The sequence below is a fragment of the Enterobacter sp. Res13-Sevr-PEC09-46 genome, from assembly GCF_015672585.1.
Taxonomy (GTDB): Bacteria; Pseudomonadota; Gammaproteobacteria; order Enterobacterales; family Enterobacteriaceae; genus Enterobacter; species Enterobacter hormaechei_C.
This window is the reverse complement of the sequence record NZ_JADABR010000005.1, coordinates 345,170-363,257: the sequence shown is the minus strand read 5'-3', so window position 1 is coordinate 363,257 and position 18,088 is coordinate 345,170. Positions and strand designations below refer to the sequence as shown.

Below are 18,088 nucleotides of genomic sequence, written 5' to 3'. Positions count from 1 at the left end.
AATAAAAAAACGCCGCATTACGCGGCGTTTGTTTCTCATTGACCATGCCAGCGTGATTATTCGCCGATCTTAGTCCAGGTATCACGCAGACCGACGGTACGGTTAAATACCGGTTTTTCCACCGTGCTGTAACGGCTGTCCAGGCAGAAGTAACCCTCACGTTCAAACTGGAACGCTTTACCGGCTTCAGCGGCTTTCAGAGACGGCTCGGCATACCCCTGCTTGATAATCAGCGACTCAGGGTTGATAACCGCCAGGAAGTCCTCCGCAGCGCCTGGGTTAGGTACGCTGAACAGACGATCGTAGAGACGGATCTCAACCGGCAGCGCATGCTGCGCACTCACCCAGTGGATCACACCTTTCACTTTACGGCCATCCGCCGGATCTTTACTCAGCGTCTCTGCGTCGTACGTACAGAAGATGGTCGTGATGTTACCTTCCGCATCTTTCTCTACGCGCTCGGCTTTGATCACATAGGCGTTACGAAGACGCACTTCTTTGCCCAGCACCAGACGCTTGTACTGCTTGTTCGCTTCTTCGCGGAAGTCGGCGCGATCGATCCAGATTTCACCGCTGAACGGCACGTCGCGGGTGCCCATTTCCGGTTTGTTCGGATGGTTAGGCATCGAGACCAGTTCGCTTCCGCCCTGCGGATAGTTTTCGATGACCAGTTTCACTGGATCGATCACTGCCATCGCGCGCGGCGCGTTTTCGTTCAGGTCTTCGCGAATGCAGGATTCCAGAGACGCCATTTCGATGGTGTTGTCCTGCTTGGTAACGCCAATACGTTTGCAGAACTCACGAATGGACGCCGAGGTATAGCCACGACGACGCAGGCCAGAGATGGTCGGCATACGCGGGTCGTCCCAGCCTTCAACGTGCTTGTCGGTGACCAGCAGGTTCAGCTTACGCTTGGACATCACGGTGTATTCCAGGTTCAGACGAGAGAACTCGTACTGACGCGGATGCACAGGAATGGTGATGTTATCCAGCACCCAGTCGTACAGACGACGGTTGTCCTGGAATTCCAGCGTGCACAGAGAGTGCGTAATGCCTTCCAGCGCATCGCTGATGCAGTGGGTGAAGTCGTACATCGGGTAGATGCACCACTTGTTACCGGTCTGGTGGTGTTCAGCGAACTTAATGCGGTACAGCACCGGATCGCGCATCACGATGAACGGAGACGCCATATCGATTTTGGCACGCAGACACGCTTTACCTTCTTCGAAGCCACCGGCACGCATTTTTTCAAACAGCGCCAGGTTCTCTTCCACGCTACGATCGCGGAACGGGCTGTTTTTACCAGGCTGAGTCAGCGTACCGCGGTATTCACGGATTTCGTCAGCAGACAATTCGTCGACGTATGCCAGACCTTTGTTAATCAGTTCAACCGCATAGGCATACAGCTGATCGAAGTAGTCTGAGGAGTAGCAGATATCGCCAGACCAGTTGAAGCCCAGCCATTGCACGTCGTTTTTAATCGACTCAACGTATTCGATGTCTTCTTTTACTGGGTTGGTGTCATCGAAACGCAGGTTGCACTGCCCCTGGTAATCTTGCGCAATACCAAAGTTCAGGCAGATCGATTTGGCGTGACCAATGTGCAGGTAGCCATTTGGCTCCGGCGGGAAACGCGTGTGGACTGTGGTGTGCTTACCACTGGCCAGATCTTCATCGATGATCTGACGAATAAAGTTACTCGGGCGGGCTTCTGCCTCACTCATCGTGGATTCCTCAAAGCGTAAACAACGTATAACGGCATATGATCTTATAAGCCGGACGTAGTGACAACCCTTAAAACGTCCCGGAAGAAAATAATGGGGGCAATTGCTGCAAAAAAAAGCGGCGGAGGATATCCCCCGCCGCTAAAGGCATAACTCTACTCAGGAGCGATTACTTGCCTTTAATCTCATACAGTGGCGTCTGGCCTGCAACCACCTGACCCTGCGCCTGGATCACCAGACCGCTGAAGTCGTCGATGTTGCTGCACACGACCGGGCTTATCATGGAGCGCGCGTTGGCATTCAGGAAGTCCAGATCCATTTCCAGAATCGGCTGACCTGCCGCCACTTCAGCCCCCTCTTCCACCAGACGAGTAAAGCCCTGACCGTTCAGCGCAACGGTATCGATACCCATATGGACAACGATCTCCGCGCCTTTTTCCGTTTCCAGGCAGAACGCGTGGTTGGTGTTGAAGATTTTCACGATAGTACCGGCAGCCGGAGAGACCACGGTTTTGTCCGTTGGTTTCACCGCCACGCCGTCACCGACCGCTTTGCTGGCGAAGGCTTCGTCAGGCACCTGCTCAAGCGCAACAACGTCACCTGTCACCGGAGAAACCAGCGCAGCGATGGTCACCGCGTTTGGCACAGCCTGCGGTTTTGCAACCGGCGCGTCAGCCACTGCCGCGTTATCCGTTGAGGCGGCAGCGACCGGCCCACGGGCAACCACTTTTTTCATTTCATCGCCGATAGATTCGGCTTTCGCACCCACGATTACCTGGATGGTTTGTTTGTTCAGTTTCACCACACCAGACGCACCCAGGCGTTTGCACATTGCATCGCTCACGCGCGCGGAGTCACCTACGGTCAGACGCAGACGGGTAATACAGGCATCGATCGCTTTCAGGTTGTCGGTGCCACCCACAGCGGCAATGTAGTTGGTTGCCAGCTGGGTTAAACCCTCTTCGGTATTGCTGTTGGCTTCACTGGTCACAACATCATCTTTCGTATCTTCGCGGCCCGGCGTCTTCAGGTTAAACATACGAATAACCGCGCTGAACAGAACGAAGTAGATAACGAAGAAGATCAGGCCCATCACCATCAGGATCCAGACGTTGCTGCTTGCCGCCGGCAGGTTGTACATCAACACATAGTCGATGGCGCCTGCGGAGAAGGAGAAGCCAGCATGGATACCCAGAAGGGTGGCGACGAACAGGCTGATACCGGTCAGGATCGCGTGCATCAGATACAGCAGCGGAGCCAGGAACATGAACAGGAATTCCAGTGGCTCGGTCACGCCGGTCAGGAAGGCGGTGATCGCAACGGACAGCAGCATCCCGCCAACCATTGGGCGACGCGCTTTCGGCGCAGCCAGGTACATTGCCAGCGCCGCGCCAGGCAGACCAAACATCATGATTGGGAAGAAGCCAGACATGAACATGCCCGCGGTACCGTCGCCTGCGTAGAAGCGGTTGATATCACCGTGGAATACCGCGCCGGCCGCGTTGGTGAACTCACCAATCTGGAACCAGGCGATGGTGTTCAGTACCTGATGCAGACCGGTTGGGATCAGCAGACGGTTAATGAAACCGAAGATGCCCGCGCCCATTGCGCCCGCAGACACGATCCACTCGCCACCCGCATGGATAGCATGCTGCACCGGTGGCCAAACGTAGCCAAAGATGGCGGCGAGGATCAGACAGAAAAAGCCCGTCGCAATCGGCACAAAACGTTTACCGCCGAAGAAGCTCAGGAAGTCAGGAAGTTTGATACCTGCCCAACGGTTGTACACGGCGCCACCCACCAGGCCGGTAATGATACCTGCCAGCACACCCATATTGATTTCAGGGTTGATGGTTACCATCGCTTTCGTGAGGATGAAGTAACCGACAGCCCCTGCCAGTGCCGCGGCACCAGCGCTGTCTTTTGACCAGCTTGACGCCACACCGATGGCGAAAATCAGCGCCAGGTTGTCAAAAATTGCGCCGCCTGCCTGGGCGATAAACGGCACGTTAAGAAGATCGGGTTGCCCGAATCGCAGCAGCAACGCTGCAACCGGTAGCACGGCGATAGGGAGCTGCAAAGCCCTACCGAGGCGCTGGAAAAAACCTAAAATATTCATCCTATTCCCCCTACGAGACCCTTTGTTAAGACTCGCGCATAAACTATGTTTTTATTGTGTCACGAACGATAGATACAGTTGATGATTCACTGGCAGTGTGAGTGTGTGAAAAATTAATTCGTATCGCAAATTAAACACCTATTTTTTGTGATTATTGTCACCAAATATCGTATTAAACCCTCCCTTTCACTGGCTAACGACGAAAACTTATTTTATCATTCAAAAAATCAAGACGGATTGATCCGGCCTGAAAGGTTCCAGGTTACGCTTAGTTCAGGTTGCACTAATCATCCGCCCACTTTTACTTAAACTTTAGAGGTGAATAATGAGACTGATTCCCCTGGCAACAGCTGAACAAGTCGGAAAATGGGCTGCTCGTCATATCGTTAACCGCATCAACGCATTCAAACCAACAGCCGATCGTCCTTTCGTTCTCGGTCTTCCAACCGGTGGCACGCCCCTGACCGCGTATAAAGCTCTGGTTGAAATGCACAAAGCGGGCCAGGTTAGCTTTAAACACGTTGTGACCTTCAACATGGACGAATATGTCGGCCTGCCGAAGGAACATCCGGAAAGTTACCACAGCTTTATGCACCGTAATTTCTTCGATCACGTTGATATTCCGGCTGAAAACATTAACCTGCTGAATGGAAACGCGCCTGATATTGACGCAGAATGCCGTCAGTATGAAGAAAAAATCCGTTCCTACGGTAAAATCCACCTGTTTATGGGCGGCGTAGGCAACGATGGTCATATCGCGTTCAACGAACCGGCATCTTCACTGGCTTCCCGTACCCGTATTAAAACGCTGACCCATGATACGCGCGTGGCTAACTCCCGCTTCTTTGACGGCGACGTCAATCAGGTGCCTAAATACGCGCTGACCGTGGGCGTGGGCACGCTGCTGGATGCCGAAGAAGTGATGATTCTGGTGCTGGGCGCGGTGAAAGCGCAAGCGCTTCAGGCTGCCGTTGAAGGCAACGTGAACCATATGTGGACGATCAGCTGCTTACAGCTGCATCCAAAAGCGGTTGTCGTGTGTGACGAACCGTCCACCATGGAGCTGAAAGTGAAAACGCTGAAATACTTCAACGAGCTGGAAGCTGAGAACATCAAAGGTCTGTAATTGAATAACCGCCTCTTTATATCCGGGGCGGTCGCTTTTTTAACCGGGGGTCGATATGTACGCTTTAACCCACGGTCGGATTTATACCGGCCATGAAATTCTGGATGACCATGCGATTGTAATCGCCAATGGCCTGATTGAACGTGTTTGCCCGCTGGCGGAACTGCCGCCGGAGATCGAACAGCGTTCCCTCAATGGAGCAGTAATCTCCCCCGGTTTCATCGACGTACAGCTCAACGGCTGCGGCGGTGTCCAGTTTAACGATACCGCAGAGGCGGTATCGGTTGAAACGCTGGAAATCATGCAAAAAGCCAACGAGAAATCGGGCTGCACCAGCTATCTGCCAACGCTGATCACCAGCAGCGATGACCTGATGAAACAGGGTATCCGCGTCATGCGCGAATACCTGGCAAAACATCCGAATCAGGCGCTGGGCCTGCACCTGGAAGGACCATGGCTGAATATGGTCAAGAAAGGCACCCATAACCCAAACTACGTGCGCAAACCGGATGCCGAGCTGGTGGATTACATGTGCGCCAATGCCGATGTGATCACCAAAGTAACGCTGGCCCCGGAAATGACCGGCACGGACGTTATCAGCAAACTGGCCGCCGCCGGGATTGTGGTGTCTGCGGGCCATTCGAACGCGACGCTGAAAGAGGCGAAGGCCGGTTTCCGCGCAGGCATTACGTTTGCCACACACCTTTATAACGCGATGCCCTATATTACTGGCCGCGAACCGGGACTGGTTGGCGCCATTCTGGATGAACCAGACGTCTACTGCGGCATTATCGCCGACGGCTTGCATGTCGATTACACCAACATCCGCAACGCCAAGCGTCTGAAAGGCGACAAGCTCTGCCTGGTAACGGATGCTACCGCTCCGGCAGGAGCGAATATTGAGCAGTTCATTTTTGCTGGTAAAACAATATACTACCGGAATGGACTGTGTGTGGATGAGAACGGCACGCTGAGCGGTTCTTCTCTGACGATGATCGAAGGGGTACGTAACCTCGTTGAACATTGCGGCATCGCGCTTGAGGAAGTGCTGCGCATGGCCACGCTTTATCCGGCGCGCGCCATTGGCGTCGATAAACAGCTCGGCGGTATTGCGCCAGGTATGGTTGCAAACCTGACGGCGTTCACACACGATTATAAAATTATTAAGACCATCGTTAATGGTAACGAGGTCGTCACTGAGTAAGTAAAAGTATGACACCAGGCGGACAAGCTCAAATCGGTAATGTCGATCTCGTTAAACAACTTAACAGCGCGGCGGTTTATCGCCTGATTGACCAGCACGGGCCAATCTCACGCATTCAGATAGCCGAACAAAGCCAGCTTGCTCCCGCCAGCGTGACAAAAATTACACGTCAGCTTATTGAGCGCGGCCTGATCAAAGAAGTCGATCAGCAGGCCTCCACCGGGGGCCGCCGCGCGATTTCCATCGTCACGGAAACCCGCAATTTTCAGGCCATTGGCGTTCGCTTAGGACGTCATGACACCACGCTTACGCTCTACGATCTGAGCAGCAAGGCCATTGCCGAAGAACACTACCCCCTTCCTGAGCGCACGCAGGAGACGCTTGAACATGCGTTGCTGAATACCATTGCGCAGTTTATCGAAAGCTGTCAGCGCAAGATCCGTGAACTCATCGCCATCTCGGTGATTTTGCCCGGCCTGGTTGACCCGGAAAGCGGCGTTATTCGCTACATGCCGCATATTAAGGTAGAGAACTGGGGGCTGGTTGAGGCGCTGGAAAAGCGCTTCAAGCTGACCTGCTTTGTTGGTCACGATATTCGCTCGCTGGCGCTGGCGGAGCACTACTTTGGTGCGAGCCAGGACTGCGAAGACTCTATTCTGGTGCGCGTTCACCGTGGTACAGGTGCGGGCATCATCTCGAATGGCCGCATTTTTATTGGCCGTAACGGTAACGTAGGCGAGATTGGTCATATCCAGGTGGAACCGCTTGGCGAGCGCTGCCACTGCGGTAACTTTGGCTGTCTTGAAACCGTTGCCGCCAATGCCGCCATTGAACATCGCGTTCGCCATCTGCTGGAGCAGGGTTACCAGAGCCGCGTCACGCTGGAAGATTGTAAGATCGGCGCCATCTGCAAAGCGGCAAACAAAGGCGATGCGCTGGCCTGCGAAGTGATCGAACAGGTAGGACGCCACCTGGGTAAGACCATCGCCATTGCCATCAACCTGTTTAATCCGCAGAAAGTGGTGATTGCCGGCGAGATCGTTGAAGCCGAAAAAGTGTTACTGCCCGCCATTGAAGGCTGCATCAATACCCAGGCGCTGAAGGCATTTCGCCAGAATTTGCCGGTGGTGCGATCTACGCTCGATCACCGCTCGGCAATTGGCGCATTCGCCCTGGTAAAACGTGCCATGCTCAACGGGATCCTGCTGCAACATTTGCTGGAATCCTGATCGGACCTTATAGTAACGCCTTCTTTTTTTGATGTCGGATTGTCCATGACCATTAAGAATGTAATTTGTGATATCGACGGCGTGCTGATGCACGACAACGTTGCCGTGCCGGGTGCTGCGGAGTTTCTTCACCGCATCATCGACAAAGGAATGCCACTGGTTCTTCTCACGAACTACCCTTCACAGACTGGTCAGGATCTGGCAAACCGCTTTGCTACCGCAGGCGTCAACGTCCCGGACAGCGTGTTCTATACCTCTGCGATGGCGACCGCGGATTTCCTGAAGCGTCAGGAAGGCAAAAAAGCCTATGTCGTTGGTGAAGGTGCGCTGATCCACGAGCTGTATAAAGCGGGCTTCACCATCACCGACGTAAACCCGGATTTTGTCATCGTGGGCGAGACGCGCTCCTTTAACTGGGAGATGATGCATAAGGCAGCCTACTTTGTCGCCAACGGTGCGCGTTTTATCGCCACCAACCCGGACACGCACGGTCGTGGTTTTTATCCCGCCTGCGGTGCGCTGTGCGCCGGTATCGAAAAAATCTCGGGTCGTAAGCCGTTTGTTGTCGGTAAACCGAGCCCGTGGATTATCCGCGCCGCACTGAATACGATGCAGGCACACTCAGAAGAAACCGTCATTGTGGGCGACAACCTGCGCACCGATATTCTGGCTGGCTTCCAGGCGGGGCTTGAAACCATCCTGGTGCTTTCTGGCGTTTCACAGCTTGATGACATTGATACGATGCCGTTCCGACCAAGCTGGATTTACCCTTCTGTCGACGAAATCGACGTTATTTGATTCAGAACCACGCCTAAGGGCGTGGTTTTTCATTTCTGCCGTCTGAAAACATCACTTCATCTAACGAAATCAGCCCTTCATTGAGAAATCATCAATAGAATTGCTTAAGACATACTCTTTTTTTAAGATTCGGCAATCGCCATTGCACTTTTTACGTTTTCATCGGTAAAACGCTTGCGCCCCCTCCCCCTTTTGCGGCATTTTCATAAGCAAGCAACATCACAACGCAACAGGGTTAACGGAGAAGGTTATGTGTTCTATTTTTGGCGTACTGGATATTAAAACTGACGCGGGCGAACTGCGTAAAAAAGCACTCGAATTGTCCCGCCTGATGCGCCATCGCGGTCCGGACTGGTCAGGCGTATACGCCAGCGATAAAGCGATTCTGGCTCATGAACGTCTCTCCATTGTTGATGTCAACGCTGGCGCACAGCCGCTATATAACGAGAAAAAAACGCACGCGCTGGCTGTTAACGGTGAAATTTACAACCATCAGGCGCTGCGCGCCGAGTACGGCGATCGCTACGCGTTTCAGACCGGCTCAGACTGCGAAGTGATCCTGGCGCTGTATCAGGAGAAAGGCCCGGAGTTCCTCGACGATCTGCAAGGGATGTTCGCCTTCGCCCTGTACGACAGCGAAAAAGACGCTTACCTGATTGGCCGCGACCATATTGGAATTATCCCGCTGTACATGGGACACGATGAGCACGGCAACTTCTACGTTGCCTCAGAGATGAAAGCCCTGGTACCGGTGTGCCGCACCATCAAAGAGTTCCCGGCAGGTAGCTACCTGTGGAGTAAAGACGGCGAGATCCGCCCGTACTACCAGCGCGACTGGTTTGATTATGAGGCGGTGAAAGACAACGTGACGGACAAAGCCGAACTGCGTCAGGCCCTGGAAGAGTCAGTGAAAAGCCACCTGATGTCAGACGTACCTTACGGCGTACTGCTCTCCGGCGGTCTTGACTCCTCCGTGATCTCCGCGATCACCAAGAAATTCGCCGCACGTCGCGTGGAAGATCAGGAGCGCTCTGAAGCCTGGTGGCCGCAGCTGCACTCCTTTGCCGTGGGTCTGGAAGGGGCACCTGACCTGAAAGCCGCCCAGGAAGTGGCAAATCATCTCGGCACGGTGCACCATGAAATTCACTTCACCGTACAGGAAGGTCTGGATGCGATCCGCGATGTGATCTATCACATTGAAACCTATGATGTGACCACCATTCGCGCCTCCACACCGATGTATTTGATGTCGCGGAAGATCAAAGCGATGGGCATCAAGATGGTGCTCTCCGGCGAGGGTTCTGACGAAGTGTTTGGCGGTTACCTCTATTTCCACAAAGCGCCAAACGCCAAAGAGCTGCATGAAGAAACGGTGCGTAAGCTACAGGCGCTGCACATGTTTGACTGCGCGCGCGCCAACAAAGCGATGTCCGCCTGGGGTGTGGAAGCCCGCGTGCCGTTCCTCGATAAGAAATTCCTTGATGTGGCGATGCGCATCAACCCGCAGGACAAAATGTGCGGCAACGGCAAAATGGAGAAACATATCCTGCGAGAATGTTTTGAATCCTACCTGCCGGCGAGCGTGGCGTGGCGTCAGAAAGAGCAGTTCTCGGATGGCGTGGGTTACAGCTGGATCGACACCCTGAAAGAGGTGGCGGCGAAACAGGTTTCTGATCAACAACTGGAAACTGCGAGCTTCCGTTTCACGTACAACACGCCAGCCTCGAAAGAAGCGTATTTGTACCGTGAGATCTTTGAGGAGCTGTTCCCGGTTCCAAGCGCAGCAGAGTGCGTACCGGGTGGCCCATCGGTCGCCTGCTCTTCTGCTAAAGCCATTGAATGGGATGAATCATTCAAAGCGATGAACGATCCGTCAGGACGCGCGGTGGGCGTTCACCAGTCTGCCTATAAATAATGTTCAGAGTATCATCAGGCCCTCCGGGGCCTGATTTTTTTGTCTCTCTTTTCTCCGCATAAAATCGATTAATAACCAATAATTGTCGAATATTCGGCCTCGCTGTTCGCAACCTAACCAAACAGTCACATTCCGGCTATTTTCATTGAAAAAGGTGTTGACGCTGCAAGGGTCTATACGCATAATGCGCCCCGCAACGCCGATAAGGTAACGCGAAAAAAAGATGGCTACGTAGCTCAGTTGGTTAGAGCACATCACTCATAATGATGGGGTCACAGGTTCGAATCCCGTCGTAGCCACCATCTTTTTTGCGGGAGTGGCGAAATTGGTAGACGCACCAGATTTAGGTTCTGGCGCCGCAAGGTGTGCGAGTTCAAGTCTCGCCTCCCGCACCATTCCCAGGTAAGCGTTGCACGGATGGGGTATCGCCAAGCGGTAAGGCACCGGTTTTTGATACCGGCATTCCCTGGTTCGAATCCAGGTACCCCAGCCATATTTCTTCGATTATGCGGTTCTCCGCGGTATTGGGGTATCGCCAAGCGGTAAGGCACCGGTTTTTGATACCGGCATTCCCTGGTTCGAATCCAGGTACCCCAGCCATCGAAGATTGCAGTACTGGCTACGTAGCTCAGTTGGTTAGAGCACATCACTCATAATGATGGGGTCACAGGTTCGAATCCCGTCGTAGCCACCATATTTATGTTATCGAATACGATTCGGTAAACTGAACATTGTTGGGGTATCGCCAAGCGGTAAGGCACCGGATTCTGATTCCGGCATTCCGAGGTTCGAATCCTCGTACCCCAGCCACTTTAAAGTCGTTAAGCAGTTTGTTTAACGCAATTGGGGTGTCGCCAAGCGGTAAGGCTCTGGTTTCTGATACCAGCATTCCGGGGTTCGAATCCCTGCACCCCAGCCACTTAAAACAAACAAGCCCGCTCTGCGGGCTTTTTTGTTTTTGTTGTTCAGAATAGTGCGGCCTGATGCCCTCACCCTCTCCCACGGGGAGAGGGAATAAAGATCAGAGTCCGAGGGCGTATTTCAGGGCCTGACGCTTCAGCCCACCGGCACGCTCCGCCGCCATCAATCCAATATTGCGCACTATACGCACCGGACCAACATTATTGCTGAACCCGGCATAGAACAGATCCATCCCCGACTGCATAATGAAGTTATCCGCCATACGGCGCGTCTGGTAGCGCTTCAGTACCTGATGGCTGGCCCAGGCTTCCGCGTGGGCGCGAGCGTTACCCAGCACATCCAGTAACGCATCGACGTCACGGTATCCCAGATTCACCCCCTGCCCCGCCAGCGGATGAATGGTGTGCGCCGCATCTCCCACCAGCACCAGTCCTTCACGGGCATACTGTAACGCATGGCGTCGCATCAGCGGGAATGCGCCGGCGGCAACCGGGGTCACGTTACCCAGACGACTCGGGAAGTGCTGGCGAATTTCGCGCTGCAACTGATCCATGGACAGCCCCTGCAACTGTCGAATGCGCGCCGGTTTGTCGTACCACACCAGCGAAGCCCAGTTATCAAACAGCGGTAAGAATGCATGCGGGCCGTTCGGCGTAAAATGCTGCCAGGTGCTTTCGCCCGGCGCGTTTTCTGACTGCACGGTGATCAGCATGCAGGACTGCTGGTACTGCCAGGCATGGATCCCAATGCCTGCCATCTGCCTGACCTGCGAGTTCGCGCCATCCGCCCCCACCACCAGCTTCACGGCCAGCTCATCGTCGTTGTCCAGCGTCAGGAGATACCCGCCCTCATGACGATGCAGGCCTTTCAGCGAGTCCGGAACGCGCAGCGTCACCTTCGGGTGCGCCTCCAGCGCCTGCCAGAGTGCCTGCTGGAGCACGTTGTTTTCCACCATATAGCCCAGGCGCGGCAGTTTCAGCTCGGCGGCATCAAACGACACGTGAGCATTTTCCCACTCCCAGGTTTCAAGACGGCTGTATGGGTGCGCGCGCATCGCCAGCACCGCCTCCCAGACGCCCAGCCCGCGAAGCAGATCAACAGAGGCCGCGCTGATGGCGGAAATACGCACGTCCGGTTGGCTGGCAGGATCGAATGCCGGCGGAGCCGCCTGTTCAATAACGGTTACGTCAAATCCCTGCTGCGCCAGCCCCAGCGCCAGTGCGCCGCCGACCATACCGCCGCCAACAACGGCAACTTCGGTGTTCAGGAGTGTCATGGTCACTATTCCTTATTGGAGAATACCTTAAGTTTACCGGATTTTTGCGGCCCTGAGGTTGACAACCTTCATACTGGTCACAACCGCACCAAAGCATTACAATACGCGGCTTGCAATCCTGAGCTGAGCAAGTCGATGACTAAAAAACTCCATATAAAAACCTGGGGCTGTCAGATGAACGAATACGATTCATCGAAGATGGCCGATCTGCTGGATACCACCCACGGATACCAGCTGACTGAAAATGCGAAAGAAGCCGATGTGCTGCTGCTGAACACCTGTTCAATTCGTGAAAAAGCACAGGAAAAAGTTTTTCATGTGTTAGGCCGCTGGAAGCTTCTCAAACGGAAAAATCCGGACCTGATTATTGGCGTGGGTGGCTGCGTCGCATCGCAGGAAGGTAAGCTGATCCGCCAGAGAGCCCCCTATGTGGATATCGTTTTTGGCCCTCAGACCCTGCACCGCCTGCCAGAGATGATTAATCAGGTTCGCGGCAGCCGTAGCCCGGTGGTTGACGTGAGCTTCCCGGAGATCGAGAAATTTGACCGTCTGCCTGAGCCGCGCGCTGATGGCCCGACCGCCTTCGTCTCCATCATGGAAGGCTGCAACAAATACTGTACTTACTGCGTGGTGCCTTACACCCGCGGTGAAGAAGTGAGCCGCCCGGCAGACGATATCCTGTTTGAAATCGCGCAGCTTGCCGCGCAGGGCGTTCGTGAAGTGAACCTGCTGGGTCAGAACGTGAACGCCTGGCGCGGGGAAAACTACGACGGTACCACCGGCAGCTTTGCTGAACTGCTACGTCTGGTGGCGGCGATTGACGGCATCGACCGCATTCGCTTTACCACCAGCCATCCGATGGAATTTACCGACGACATTATTGACGTCTATCGCGATACGCCAGAGCTGGTGAGCTTCCTGCACCTGCCGATCCAGTGCGGTTCTGATCGCGTGCTGAACCTGATGGGTCGTCCACATACGGTGCTCGAGTATAAGTCCACCATCCGCAAGCTGCGTGAAGCGCGCCCGGATATCCAGATTAGCTCCGACTTTATCGTCGGCTTCCCTGGCGAAACCGCTGATGACTTTGAGCGCACCATGAAGCTCATCGGCGAGGTGAATTTCGACGTCAGCTACAGCTTTATCTTCTCTGCGCGCCCGGGCACCCCTGCGGCCGATATGGTTGACGATGTGCCGGAAGAAGAGAAAAAGCAGCGTCTGTATATTCTACAGGAGCGTATCAACCAGCAGGCCAACGCCTGGAGTCGTCGTATGCTCGGTACTGTCCAGCGTATTCTGGTGGAAGGCACCTCCCGTAAGAGCGTCATGGAACTGTCTGGTCGAACCGAAAATAACCGCGTGGTGAATTTTGAAGGCACCCCGGACATGATCGGTAAGTTTGTGGACGTCGAGATTGTCGAAGTACTCACGAACTCGCTGCGCGGGAAGGTGGTACGCACTGAGGACGAAATGGGTCTGCGTATTGCCGAGACGCCGGAATCTGTTATCTCTCGCACCCGCAAAGTCAACGACTCTGGCGTAGGTATTTACCAGCCTTGATCCTTCTGGCCTGCCTGTCCGGCAGGCCTTGTATTTCCTCTCATCACCCCCAATATCTACCGCAACGCTTGCGCCTTTATTGTGTGGCGTGAATAATTTCGGTAATGACCGTTTTATTACGCCGTGTGGCGGCGAGTCAGTTAACTACTCAAAGAGGAACAGTTTGAACATAGATACGCGTGAAATTAGCCTTGAGCCAGCAGACAACGCTCGCCTGCTGAGCCTGTGCGGGCCGTTTGATGACAACATCAAACAACTTGAGCGACGTCTGGGTATCGAAATCAATCGTCGCGATAACCATTTCAAACTCACCGGACGCCCAATCTGCGTCAACGCCGCGGCGGATATTCTCCGCAGCCTGTATGTTGATACCGCCCCGATGCGCGGTGAGATCCAGGATATTGAACCTGAACAGATCCACCTGGCCATTAAAGAGGCGCGCGTGCTTGAGCAGAGCGCGGAGAGCGTGCCGGACTATGGCAAAGCCATCAACATCAAAACTAAACGCGGCGTGATTAAGCCTCGTACCCCGAACCAGGCGCAGTACATCGCCAACATTCTCGACCACGACATCACCTTCGGTGTAGGCCCGGCGGGTACGGGTAAAACCTATCTGGCGGTTGCCGCTGCGGTTGATGCGCTCGAGCGTCAGGAGATCCGCCGTATCCTGCTGACCCGCCCTGCTGTTGAAGCCGGTGAAAAACTGGGCTTCCTGCCGGGCGATTTGAGTCAGAAAGTAGATCCCTACCTGCGCCCGCTGTATGACGCGCTGTTCGAAATGCTCGGCTTCGAGAAAGTTGAAAAGCTCATCGAGCGTAACGTGATTGAAGTTGCTCCGCTGGCCTACATGCGTGGCCGTACGCTTAACGACGCGTTCATCATTCTGGATGAGAGCCAGAACACCACCATCGAACAGATGAAGATGTTCCTGACGCGTATTGGCTTTAACTCGAAAGCGGTTATCACCGGTGACGTCACCCAGATTGACCTGCCGCGTAACACCAAATCGGGTCTGCGTCACGCCATCGAAGTCCTGGCCGAGGTAGAGGAAATCAGCTTTAACTTCTTCCACAGTGAAGACGTGGTACGCCATCCGGTCGTCGCGCGTATCGTTAACGCTTATGAGGCCTGGGAAGAGGCAGATCAGAAGCGCAGGGCCGAACTGGCCGCAGAACGTAAGCGCGAAGCGCAGGAGCATGAACAGAAATGAGTCAGGTGATCCTCGATTTACAGCTGGCCTGTGATGATAATTCCGGCATGCCAGAAGAGGCACAGTTTCAGAAATGGCTGGATGCCGTTATCCCCCAGTTTCAGGAAGAATCAGAGGTCACGATTCGCCTGGTGGATGAAGCAGAAAGCCATGAGCTCAACCTGACCTACCGCGGGAAAGATAAGCCGACCAACGTGCTCTCTTTCCCGTTCGAAGCCCCTCCGGGCATTGAGATGCCGCTGCTGGGCGATCTGATCATCTGCCGTCAGGTGGTTGAGCAGGAAGCCAAAGAGCAGCAAAAGCCGCTGGAAGCGCACTGGGCACACATGGTGGTGCACGGTAGCCTGCATCTTCTGGGTTACGACCATATTGAAGATGACGAAGCGGAAGAGATGGAATCCCTCGAGACAGAGATAATGCTTGCTCTGGGCTATGAGGATCCGTACATTGCCGAGAAAGAATAGTCAGTCACTGACTACCATGCCGCCGCGCAGGGACATAGCGCGGCGGTTAACATTGAACTAACAAGAGAACCCTTAACAAACGCCATGAGCGACGACAATTCACACAGTAGCGACACGACAACCACTAAAAAGGGATTTTTCTCCCTCATTCTGAACCAGCTTTTCCACGGCGAACCGAAAAACCGTGATGAACTGCTGGAGCTGATTCGTGATTCCGGGCAGAACGACCTTATCGACGAAGATACGCGCGAAATGCTCGAAGGGGTGATGGACATCGCCGACCAGCGCGTCCGCGACATCATGATCCCCCGCTCGCAGATGATTACCCTGAAACGCAACCAGACGCTGGACGAGTGCCTCGATGTGATTATCGAATCGGCTCACTCACGTTTCCCGGTCATCAGCGAAGACAAAGATCACATTGAAGGGATTTTGATGGCGAAAGATCTGCTGCCGTTTATGCGCAGCGATGCCGAAGCCTTCAGTATGGAAAAGGTGTTACGCCCGGCCGTGGTTGTGCCGGAAAGTAAACGTGTGGATCGGATGCTGAAGGAGTTTCGCTCCCAGCGCTATCACATGGCGATTGTTATTGATGAATTTGGTGGCGTTTCCGGTCTGGTCACAATCGAAGACATCCTTGAGCTGATCGTGGGCGAAATCGAAGATGAGTATGACGAAGAAGAGGATATCGACTTCCGTCAGCTGAGCCGCCACACCTGGACCGTGCGCGCGCTGGCCTCCATTGAAGACTTCAACGATACCTTTGGCACCAGCTTCAGCGATGAAGAAGTGGACACCATTGGTGGTCTGGTGATGCAGGCCTTCGGCCATCTTCCGGCCCGCGGTGAAACCGTTGACATCGATGGTTACCAGTTCAAGGTCGCAATGGCTGACAGCCGACGTATTATTCAGGTTCACGTCAGAATGCCGGACGACTCACCGGTGCCAAAACTGGAAGATTAATGTAAATGGCATTTGCCCCACTCTTTGAACGCCAGCGCGTCCGTTTGCTGCTGGCGCTGTTACTCGGAGCCAGCGGTACGCTGGCTTTTTCTCCTTACGATATCTGGCCGGCCGCTATTCTCTCCCTGATGGGGCTACAGGGTCTTACCCTGAACCGTCGTCCGGTACAGGCCGCGGCCATTGGCTACTTCTGGGGGCTGGGGCTGTTCGGCTCTGGTATCAACTGGGTCTACGTCAGTATCGCGCAATTTGGCGGAATGCCGGGGCCGGTTAACGTCTTCCTGGTTGTGCTGCTCGCCGCCTATCTCTCGCTCTACACCGGCCTGTTCGCGGGCATCCTGTCTCGCCTGTGGCCAAAAACGACCTGGCTGCGCGTGGCGATAGCGGCACCCGTTGTCTGGCAAATCACCGAATTTCTGCGCGGCTGGGTACTAACCGGTTTCCCGTGGTTGCAGTTCGGCTATAGCCAGGTAGACGGCCCGCTGAAAGGCCTGGCCCCGGTCATGGGCGTGGAAGCCATCAATTTCCTGTTGATGATCGTCAGCGGCCTGCTGGTGCTGGCACTGGTGACACGTAACTGGAAGCCGCTGGTTGCCGCGTTGATCCTGTTTGCCCTGCCCTTCCCGCTGCGTTATATCCAGTGGTTTACGCTGGAGCCCGCGCGCGCCACGCAGGTTTCACTGGTACAGGGCGATATCCCGCAGTCCCTGAAATGGGATGAGAATCAGCTGCTGAACACGCTGAAAATCTACGCCAACGCCACTGAAAAGGTGATGGGCAAATCGCAGCTCATCATCTGGCCTGAGTCTGCGATCCCGGACCTGGAGATCAATCAGCAGCCCTTCCTGAAGATGATGGACGATCTGCTGCGCGCGCGCGGCAGTACGCTGATCACCGGAATTGTGGATGCGCGTCTCAATCAGCAGAACCGCTATGACACGTACAACACGATCATTACGCTCGGTAAGGACAGCGAATACAGCTATACCTCCACCAATCGCTACAACAAAAACCACCTTGTACCGTTTGGCGAATTTGTTCCGCTGGAGTCTATTCTGCGCCCACTGGCACCGTTCTTTGATTTGCCGATGTCCTCATTCAGCCGGGGCCCTTACGTTCAGCCGCAGCTGCATGCGCACGGTTTTGCCCTGACGGCCGCCATTTGCTACGAGATTATCCTCGGCGAGCAGGTGCGCGATAATTTCCGCCCGGACACCGACTATCTGCTGACCATCTCAAACGATGCGTGGTTCGGTAAATCGATTGGCCCGTGGCAGCACTTCCAGATGGCGCGAATGCGTTCTCTGGAGCTGGCGCGTCCGTTGCTGCGCAGCACCAATAACGGCATTACCGCCGTGATTGGTCCGCAGGGTGAAATCCAGGCCATGATCCCGCAATTTACCCGTGAGGTGCTGACTACTAACGTCACGCCAACTACCGGGCTTACGCCTTACGCGCGCACCGGGAACTGGCCGCTGTGGATTTTGACCTTGCTCTTCGGCTTTGGCGCAGTACTGATGAGCCTGCGTCAGCGTCGTAAATAACCTTACCTTCTGTTGCCGGGTGGCGGCTACGCCTT

The 18,088-nt window shown here is 54.5% G+C and carries 13 protein-coding genes and 7 tRNA genes; 17 read left to right on the top strand and 3 right to left on the bottom strand.

Annotation, left to right across the window (positions count from 1 at the left end):
* Positions 1-56 precede the first annotated feature (56 nt).
* Positions 57-1,724, bottom strand: a complete 1,668-nt coding sequence (gene glnS / locus IMQ56_RS02995; RefSeq protein WP_047063373.1) for a glutamine--tRNA ligase — start codon at positions 1,722-1,724, stop codon at positions 57-59.
* Between the two features lie 169 nt (positions 1,725-1,893).
* The gene (gene nagE / locus IMQ56_RS02990) at positions 1,894-3,843 is read right to left on the bottom strand and encodes a PTS N-acetyl glucosamine transporter subunit IIABC (protein WP_032652976.1); all 1,950 of its coding nucleotides are present in this window, start codon (positions 3,841-3,843) and stop codon (positions 1,894-1,896) included.
* A gap of 325 nt (positions 3,844-4,168) precedes the next feature.
* On the opposite strand from nagE, the gene nagB reads away from it, so the two are divergent.
* The 12 genes from nagB to IMQ56_RS02930 all read left to right on the top strand — a co-directional run bounded on the left by nagB (position 4,169) and on the right by IMQ56_RS02930 (position 11,034).
* Positions 4,169-4,969, top strand: a complete 801-nt coding sequence (gene nagB, locus IMQ56_RS02985; protein ID WP_003858663.1) for a glucosamine-6-phosphate deaminase — start codon at positions 4,169-4,171, stop codon at positions 4,967-4,969.
* Positions 4,970-5,024: 55 nt separating this feature from the next.
* Positions 5,025-6,173, top strand: a complete 1,149-nt coding sequence (gene nagA / locus IMQ56_RS02980; protein ID WP_032670349.1) for an N-acetylglucosamine-6-phosphate deacetylase — start codon at positions 5,025-5,027, stop codon at positions 6,171-6,173.
* A gap of 8 nt (positions 6,174-6,181) precedes the next feature.
* Entirely contained in the window at positions 6,182-7,402 is a 1,221-nt protein-coding gene (locus IMQ56_RS02975; RefSeq protein WP_048973820.1) for an N-acetylglucosamine repressor, read from the top strand.
* A 45-nt stretch (positions 7,403-7,447) separates the two neighbouring features.
* A complete protein-coding gene (gene nagD, locus IMQ56_RS02970; RefSeq protein ID WP_003858667.1) occupies positions 7,448-8,200 on the top strand; it encodes a ribonucleotide monophosphatase NagD in 753 nt (250 codons plus the stop codon).
* A gap of 250 nt (positions 8,201-8,450) precedes the next feature.
* On the top strand, positions 8,451-10,115 hold the full coding sequence (gene asnB, locus IMQ56_RS02965) for an asparagine synthase B (protein ID WP_196063732.1): 1,665 nt from the start codon (positions 8,451-8,453) through the stop codon (positions 10,113-10,115).
* A gap of 225 nt (positions 10,116-10,340) precedes the next feature.
* Positions 10,341-10,417, top strand: a tRNA-Met gene (locus tag IMQ56_RS02960).
* A gap of 8 nt (positions 10,418-10,425) precedes the next feature.
* Positions 10,426-10,510, top strand: a tRNA-Leu gene (locus tag IMQ56_RS02955).
* A 23-nt stretch (positions 10,511-10,533) separates the two neighbouring features.
* Positions 10,534-10,608, top strand: a tRNA-Gln gene (locus IMQ56_RS02950).
* A 32-nt stretch (positions 10,609-10,640) separates the two neighbouring features.
* Positions 10,641-10,715, top strand: a tRNA-Gln gene (locus IMQ56_RS02945).
* Between the two features lie 17 nt (positions 10,716-10,732).
* Positions 10,733-10,809 (top strand) — tRNA-Met (locus IMQ56_RS02940).
* Between the two features lie 41 nt (positions 10,810-10,850).
* Positions 10,851-10,925, top strand: a tRNA-Gln gene (locus IMQ56_RS02935).
* Positions 10,926-10,959: 34 nt separating this feature from the next.
* Positions 10,960-11,034, top strand: a tRNA-Gln gene (locus tag IMQ56_RS02930).
* A gap of 102 nt (positions 11,035-11,136) precedes the next feature.
* Here the strand turns inward: IMQ56_RS02930 and ubiF are convergent.
* A complete protein-coding gene (ubiF, locus tag IMQ56_RS02925; RefSeq protein WP_196063733.1) occupies positions 11,137-12,312 on the bottom strand; it encodes a 3-demethoxyubiquinol 3-hydroxylase in 1,176 nt (391 codons plus the stop codon).
* A gap of 135 nt (positions 12,313-12,447) precedes the next feature.
* On the opposite strand from ubiF, the gene miaB reads away from it, so the two are divergent.
* The 5 genes from miaB (at position 12,448) to lnt (ending at position 18,053) form a co-directional block, all read left to right on the top strand.
* Positions 12,448-13,872: a tRNA (N6-isopentenyl adenosine(37)-C2)-methylthiotransferase MiaB gene (gene miaB / locus IMQ56_RS02920; RefSeq protein ID WP_017382461.1), complete on the top strand. Its 1,425-nt coding sequence runs from the start codon at positions 12,448-12,450 to the stop codon at positions 13,870-13,872.
* Positions 13,873-14,035: 163 nt separating this feature from the next.
* Positions 14,036-15,082 (top strand): PhoH family protein, encoded by a 1,047-nt coding sequence (locus tag IMQ56_RS02915; protein WP_003858674.1) that lies wholly within the window; start codon positions 14,036-14,038, stop codon positions 15,080-15,082.
* Complete coding sequence (gene ybeY / locus IMQ56_RS02910; RefSeq protein WP_017694310.1) at positions 15,079-15,546, top strand: rRNA maturation RNase YbeY; 468 nt, start codon at positions 15,079-15,081, stop codon at positions 15,544-15,546. Before IMQ56_RS02915 ends, ybeY begins: the two co-directional genes overlap by 4 nt.
* 84 nt (positions 15,547-15,630) lie before the next feature.
* Positions 15,631-16,509: a CNNM family magnesium/cobalt transport protein CorC gene (gene corC / locus IMQ56_RS02905; RefSeq protein WP_003858679.1), complete on the top strand. Its 879-nt coding sequence runs from the start codon at positions 15,631-15,633 to the stop codon at positions 16,507-16,509.
* A gap of 5 nt (positions 16,510-16,514) precedes the next feature.
* Positions 16,515-18,053, top strand: a complete 1,539-nt coding sequence (gene lnt, locus IMQ56_RS02900) for an apolipoprotein N-acyltransferase (protein WP_032670351.1) — start codon at positions 16,515-16,517, stop codon at positions 18,051-18,053.
* Positions 18,054-18,088 lie beyond the last annotated feature (35 nt).